At 57.3% G+C, this 7,014-nt stretch carries 6 protein-coding genes; all 6 read left to right on the forward strand.

The window, feature by feature from the left end; genetic code table 11:
* Positions 1-3: 3 nt before the first annotated feature.
* A complete protein-coding gene (locus ACS5Q1_RS24265; protein WP_473100582.1) occupies positions 4-1,218 on the forward strand; it encodes a polysaccharide biosynthesis/export family protein in 1,215 nt (404 codons plus the stop codon).
* 30 nt (positions 1,219-1,248) lie between these two features.
* On the forward strand, positions 1,249-2,400 hold the full coding sequence (locus ACS5Q1_RS24270; protein ID WP_473100575.1) for an NAD-dependent epimerase/dehydratase family protein: 1,152 nt from the start codon (positions 1,249-1,251) through the stop codon (positions 2,398-2,400).
* A 630-nt stretch (positions 2,401-3,030) separates the two neighbouring features.
* Positions 3,031-3,363, forward strand: a complete 333-nt coding sequence (locus tag ACS5Q1_RS24275; protein ID WP_473100576.1) for a helix-turn-helix domain-containing protein — start codon at positions 3,031-3,033, stop codon at positions 3,361-3,363.
* Entirely contained in the window at positions 3,257-3,556 is a 300-nt protein-coding gene (locus ACS5Q1_RS24280; RefSeq protein ID WP_473100577.1) for a helix-turn-helix domain-containing protein, read from the forward strand. Before ACS5Q1_RS24275 ends, ACS5Q1_RS24280 begins: the two co-directional genes overlap by 107 nt.
* Before the next feature lie 61 nt (positions 3,557-3,617).
* Positions 3,618-4,064: a transposase gene (locus ACS5Q1_RS24285; RefSeq protein ID WP_473100578.1), complete on the forward strand. Its 447-nt coding sequence runs from the start codon at positions 3,618-3,620 to the stop codon at positions 4,062-4,064.
* 166 nt (positions 4,065-4,230) lie between these two features.
* Positions 4,231-6,783, forward strand: coding sequence for a glycosyl hydrolase family 28-related protein (locus tag ACS5Q1_RS24290; RefSeq protein WP_473100579.1), 2,553 nt, complete (start codon positions 4,231-4,233; stop codon positions 6,781-6,783).
* Positions 6,784-7,014: the final 231 nt, after the last annotated feature.

A 7,014-nucleotide genomic window follows, 5' to 3' on the forward strand; every position in this document is an offset into this window, starting at 1 on the left:
CTGATGGGCTTGGGCTCATCGCAGGCCGCAGAGCAAGGCTACATGATCGGCGAAGGTGATGTCTTGGCCATCAGGGTTTATGGTGAAGAGGGACTATCCGGGCAATACCGCGTCGGTCCTGGAGGGATAATCAACTATCCACTCGTTGGTGAATTCAATGTTCAGGCTTTGACTAGTGCTGAAGTGACACGCCGCCTTGCCGAGCGGGTCTCGGCCTTTAGTCCGAATGGACGAGGCTTGACTGTCGAAGTGGCCGAATATGCTCCGATCTTTGTGATCGGCGATGTCGAAAAGCCTGGGTCTTTCCAATTCCGGCCAAAAATGATTGTCCTGGAACTGATGGCTCTTGCCGGCGGTGCTCGCAGGGCGCCGCCGGAGGCTGAATCAAGTCTCGTATCGCTTATCGGCGCCGAGTCGGATCTTGGCGACCTTCGCCTCCTGAGATTTTCTCAGGTTGCGCAGAGATCTCGTCTCGAAGCTGAGATAAAGGGAGTGGAATTTGAAGCCAGCCTTGTCCTGGAAGACAATCTTGTCTTGCCGCAAATCAGGCAGCGCATCATTAACGATGAGACATCGCTTTTCCGGACGCGCCGCTCAGCTCTCTCGGACCAGGAAAGAGCACTGAACAATCAACGGGATGGCTATGACCAGGAGGTTCGCTCTCTGCAGGCCAGCATTTCCCTTCATGATAACGAGGTCTCGCTCCTTGCGCAGGAACTCGCCACGGCGGAAAATCTCCTCGAGCGCGGGATAACAGTGCAGCCTCGCGTCCTCGGCCTCAAACGTGAACTCTCGGCCGTCAAGCGCAATGCGCTCGATCTTCGCCTAGCCCTAGCGCGAGCGAAGCAGCGGCAGCTGGAAATCGATCAGAAGCTCGTTGAAGTCCGGAATGCGCGAATTGGCGAGAGCACTCAAAATTTGAAGGAACTTGGCCTTGCGATCGCGCGTACTGAGCAGAAGATCGCGTCGACTGTCTCCATCATTGCTGAAATGCAGACGAGGCTCGGAGAGCGCACAACTCCGCGCTCTTGGAAGTACATTTTCACCCTGACACGCCGGATGGGCGGACAATATGCATCGACCGAAGTTGAGGATCTCATGACAATCCAACCGGGAGACATCTTGCGAGTTGAGCGGCGGGAGGTGACGCAACAAAGCGCCAGCGGGCAAATGCGCCGGATTGATGCGTCTGCCCAAGTTTCTGCAGATGTCAACTAGAAACATGGACTAGGCTTGAGGAGAAGCAACATGAAGATTCTGATTACTGGAAACATGGGCTATGTTGGACCGGTTCTGGTCCGACACCTACGCATGCAGCGTCCGGACGCCTGGATTGCAGGGTATGATACCGGCTTTTTCGGCCACTGTTTAACAGATGCCTGCTTCCTGCCGGAATGCCAAGCGAATGTTCAGTTCTTTGGTGACATTCGTCAAATTTCGAAAGAAATCCTGTCTGGAATTGACGCGGTCATCCAGCTTGCCGCGATCTCTAATGACCCAATGGGCAACAAGTTTGAGGTGCCCACGAGCGAGATCAACCATTTGGCGAGCATTCGGCTTGCCGAGATGGCAAGAGATGCAGGCGTCAAGCAATATATTTTTGCCTCCAGCTGCAGCATGTATGGTGCTGCGGGAGACCGGCCGCGGCGCGAGGCCGATCCTCTTAACCCATTGACTGCTTATGCTCGCTCAAAGCTAGCAACGGAAGAGAGCTTGTGGGCGATGGAGCGCGGCAGCATGACCGTAACCGCGCTTCGCTTCGCTACAGCATGCGGAATGTCCCCGCGCTTGCGGCTCGACCTCGTCCTGAACGATTTCGTCGCCTGTGCTCTCGCGAACGGAGAAATCACGGTTTTGAGCGATGGAACGCCATGGCGACCGCTGATCCATGTAACCGATATGGCACGTGCAATTGACTGGGCCCTGGAACGACGGCCGGAAGAAGGGGGAGATTTCCTAGCGGTCAATGCCGGCAGCGACGACTGGAATTACCAAGTCAGCGATCTCGCCCATACTGTAGCCGATATGATTCCTGGTGTGAGGGTCAGCATTAATGCCGACGCTCCACCAGACAAGCGTTCATATCGGGTCGATTTCAGCCTGTTCCGGGGAATGGCGCCTCATCATCAGCCTCAGGTTACCCTATCTCAGGCAATCGGCGGGCTGAGAAGCGGTCTCGAGCAGATGAATTTCAGGAACCGTGCCTTCCGTAACTCAACCTTCATGCGTCTGAAAGTGCTTGAGGAGCATATAGCGACAGGCCGCTTGAACAACGCCCTGTATTGGATGCCGTTTGGCGCGAAACGGCAGGCACGTGCCTTAGGAGATGCTGGCAGCTTCAGCCCACACGCCCACGTCGTCTCACCAGCTCAAGAATATGCTCTGGGATCCTCGCTTTAGGGTGTTAGACAGCATCAACGGGGCGTTGTCACATAACCACTGCCGAGCGCATTGATGCGAGTTCAGCCACGGATTGGCTCAACTGGTGAAGCAAGCTGCAGGTTTCCACTCTGCCAAAGTGGTCTCCTAGTGGGTCGTCTGCCATTGGACGTGGCATTGTGATTTCGCCTGTGATCTGAGCTAATGGAGTGGCTGGCACATACAGGCTCCGGAGCCCCCGAGCCGGTGGAGTGGTCCTGTGATGAGCGCCGTCGCCGCTGCCGGCGTTTGCCGTTCCAGAAGAGCGGCGTCGGCTGCGCATTCCAGCAGCGTACCGTCTGCTCGAACCAGTTCCCGGTCCCCGCAGGGCTGGTGGGATGCTGCCCGGCGAGGCCTGCCGCTTGAGCACGCGCTGGATCGACTCGGCCATGTTGAGCCAACTGCCACCCACGGGCGTGTACAACGGCATTATGCCGTGGGCACACAGCCACAGCGGGCGCAGCGGATCTTTCCGGTGGCGCGACATGGGACACCCTGCAACACGAGGATCAACACATCACTATACCAGATCCGACTGCATATGAGCCACTAATGATCTTCACCAATGCGGTGTAACATAGGGCGGTGTCGGTTCTCGTGAGGAGGCGCGCGATGGATGGCAACGTTTGGCGTCCGACGCATCTGACGCCGGAGCAGATGGAGGAGCGGCGCCTGGTGGCCGCGACGCTGTTGCGCCAGGGACATCTCTCTCAGGCCGAGATCGCCCGGCACGTGGGGGCAAGTCGCGCCGGTGTCTGCCGCTGGGCTGCAACCCTCACCCAAGAGGGCCCGTGCGGCCTGCAAGCGCGATCCGTCACAGGGCGACCACCGCCGCTTGATGACAAGGCTTGGACCCGCCTCGGGTGGCTCCTCGACCGAGGCGCCATGGCAGCGGGCTTTGCCACCGAGCGCTGGACCCTCAAGCGCATTGCGCGTCCTGATTGAGCGCGAGTTCGGGGTCCACTATCATCCGCGTTATCTGGAACGGCCACTCAAGGCGCATGGCTTTAGCATCCGGCGCCCCGCCACCCGAGCACGAGAGCGTGATGAGCTTGTGATTGCCGTCTGGCCCAAGTGGGACTGGATGGCTTTGAAAAATGGCCCAGCGGGAACACCGCACGCTTCTCCTCTGGGATGAGACCGGCCACAGCTTCCGCGCCCGGCCGGGCCCGACCTAGGCGCGGCGCAGGCTAACCCCGGTGCTCCAGCGGATGAGCAAGCGGCGGGAGGTGTCGAGCATCGTGGCGATCACGCCGGATGGACGCCTCTATGCTCGTCACTTCCGCACCAGCATCGCAAGCAATACGGTGATCTCGGCTCTGCGCTCCTCCCAGGGACAGATTGGCACGCCGCTGCTGGTGATCTGGGATCGGCTCAACGCGCATCGGTCGCAGGTCACCACCGCCTTCATTGCTGCCCATCCGCAGGACTTTGCAATGGCCTCCCTGCCGGCCTATGCACCTGAGCTCAATCTCGAGGAGCAGTGCAATGCCCTCGTCAAGCGAGCCATGGAGAACGCGCTGCCTGGATCAGTCGCCGATTTCCGCCGTCTGGCGCGCCGCGAGTTCGGCCGCCTGCAGCGCCGACCCGAGATGACCGTCAGCTTCTTTCGGCACGCTGGCCTCTCCGTTGCAGGACTTTCGTGAAGATCATGAGCGACCTCTGGCACGTGGTCGAGCGGATAGAACGTCCGACCGATGGGCTAAATCAGTACCTCTCAGGAAGGGTGGCCTCAAACTGATTGGGGTGGCGCATTATCAATTTCTCCTCATGCTTTTCCCTAGATCGGCTCGATGATTTGGAGCCATGCAGATGCGTTGCATTTCTTGGACTGAGCATTCCCTATTCGCCCGGGGGATCAGACGGCTGTGGTTCAGAATCGGCCTAGCAATCCTGACGCTGTGCGTCCTCAGCACCAGCACGGTTCCCGCCCACGCTCAGGCACCGGCGGCTGTCGCTCCCAGGGAGGAATGGATATCTTCTCCGGATACTTTCGAGGCCGCAATTGATGCCCGCGCACCTCAGCCCGAACCTATCTTGCCTCCCAGTATTGAGCGTTTCGATATCACGTGGCTACCAATCTCCGAGAAGGGGCCAATCGTTGGTGAAAACTTGAGGACAGCTGGTCCGGATGAGATCGTTACAATGGCGATGGCAGATGGGAATCCAGATACCACGAGTTTCGAGATTTTTGCCCAGACTGAACAGCGTGGCGCATCCCTACGAACACTAGAGCCGCTCACTATTGATAGTGTATCAGCCTCCGTTCTGCTGCCATCGGACCTTGCAGCCTGGTCGATGTATATCCTCTGGCCGAAGAATCGAGAACACCGCGGGCGGCCAGTAGCCATCAACCGCACGGAGGGCTGGTGGATTGGGCCAGACCAAGCGGTCGCCGGGCAGTCCATCGCTGTGTATGGACGCAACTTAGCTCGGTCTAACGGAACCGTTCAATCATTTATCTATTTGCATCCCGTAGGAGGCCGCGGCAGGTGGATTCAACCAAGCTCAGTCAATCCATACCGTGTAGAGTTCACAGTACCTGACATGCCGGCTGGTGCCTATGATACGTGGGTTCACAATGGGCATGGGGGGTGGTTTGGTTGGAGCGGGCCCTTTCGTCTGACAATAACGGCACAGACACCCTGGGCCGCGCAATCCGAGCGGACCATCAATGTAAGGCAGTTCGGGGCCAAAGGTGACGGAAGGACCGATGATGGCGCTGCCATTGATGCTGCCCTTGAGACCGCTGCTTCCATGGCACCTTCGACCATTCTGTTCCCAGCAGGTATCTATGCTGTCCAGCGAACCTTCAATGTTCCGGCGAATGTACGATGGCTTGGCGAGGGTCGTGATCGCAGTTTGCTGAAACTCGCAGCTCCGCTATCTCGCGCTGGTGGCCATGGCTTTCTGCATGCACAGGAGGCATCTCACAATGCAAACTTCGAACGCATCGCCATTGTGGCCGATCACCAAGTCGACCATGGGCCGCACACCATGATATTTGTTCAGGGAAAAAACATCCGATTCGCACACGCGCGCCTGAGCTCGTGGGGAGCTCAGGCGCTTGAAGCCAGATCCAATGGGTTATTGATTGAAGATACGGACATCGTCGGATCCGGAACATTCATAGCATCGAGCAGTCAGGTCTTTGTTAGTCGCTCGACGTTTCGGATGACAAACGACGGTGAGAGCGGGGTCACCGCTTGGGGCGGCCGTGACCTCGCTCTCGTGGATAATCAGCTTTTAAATGCCGATGAGAGTCGGAGTGATGGACATGGCATTGGGCGGCTCTTCGTCTCTCAGGGCCATTTCGGTAGTACCCGCAACATGTATTTCGGAGGGAACAGGACGCACAATAGTGCGCCACGCGATTGTGAGGAGGTCGACTGCAACAAGGGAGAGCAAATCATCTTCGAGTTCGGATCCGTAAATCTGCAAGGCAAAGCCACAGCGACCTTCCCTAACCGCGTTAGCTTCAACTCCGTCGACATCAAGGAAACGCCTGGAGGCAAAGACGTTGTTGTTGTCGGTGGTCGTGGTATCGGTCAGAAACGCAGGATCGTCTCAGTAGAGGGAAAAACAGTATATCTGGATCGGCCGTGGCGTATTCAGCCAGACACCACAACCAGCCTGTTTTTCCTCACAGCAATCGCGGAACGTGCTGTCGTTTACGGCAACGTCTTCGAGGGCCGCGGAACACATTCCCAACACGATTCGAATTCCACCTCAGTCCTGGTATGGGGCACGTGTTACGATATAGTGATCGATAATAATCAAATATCCAAGATGCGGCATGGTCTTATGGTTGCGGCTACATCTGGTAGTGCTCATGACAGTGTGTCAGCGCCGTTCTTCACGCTCGCAGCCAACAATCAAATCAGAGACGGGAACAACGGCCTCTATACCGGTCTGACATTCGGATTTGATACCAATCCGGGGGTCTATGGTGGTTTCGGCAATGCGTTCCGTAGGAATGCAATTTCTTCTATGTCGCGGTTCGGCATAGCGTTCGATACCTGGGATACTCAAGGGGGCAGATTCGCCGCATCTGTCTTTGAACACAATACCGTCCGCGACGTAAAGTTCGGTTTAATCAGCGGGCTGAAACTCATCTGGACCTTAGGACCGATCAAACCGACCCCTCCGTCGGGAACACACCTCACCAATACAGTTCTATATCGCAATGAGTTTGATCGGGGCAGTGCGCCCGCACATGGATCAGTCGGATTTCGCACTGATTCATTTCAGACATGGCTGAACATAAAATCCAACTGGAGCAACTTCGCTGGAGGTCAGATCATTCCTCCATTCTCCTCGCCTTCCGCACCAAGGCGGCGGGAGTTTCTGCAAAGCATTCAGTGACTCGGTTTGGTCTATCTCTCCGGCGCGACAGGGGCTGCCCATGCAATGGGCGCTTCGGAGACTGTATGGTGCGCAAGCAAAAAAGTGGGACGTCATCGTCTGGCAGATTTAGCAAACCTTGCGTCGAAAGCGGTCTCCCTTCGAGGGAGAGGATGTAGAGGCGCACGCGGCGTCAGCCGCGTCCCTGGTTCTCGATGTACGCCTTGAGAATTTCGAGGGGCGCTCCGCCCA

The sequence above is a fragment of the Microvirga sp. GN3 genome, from assembly GCF_055792825.1.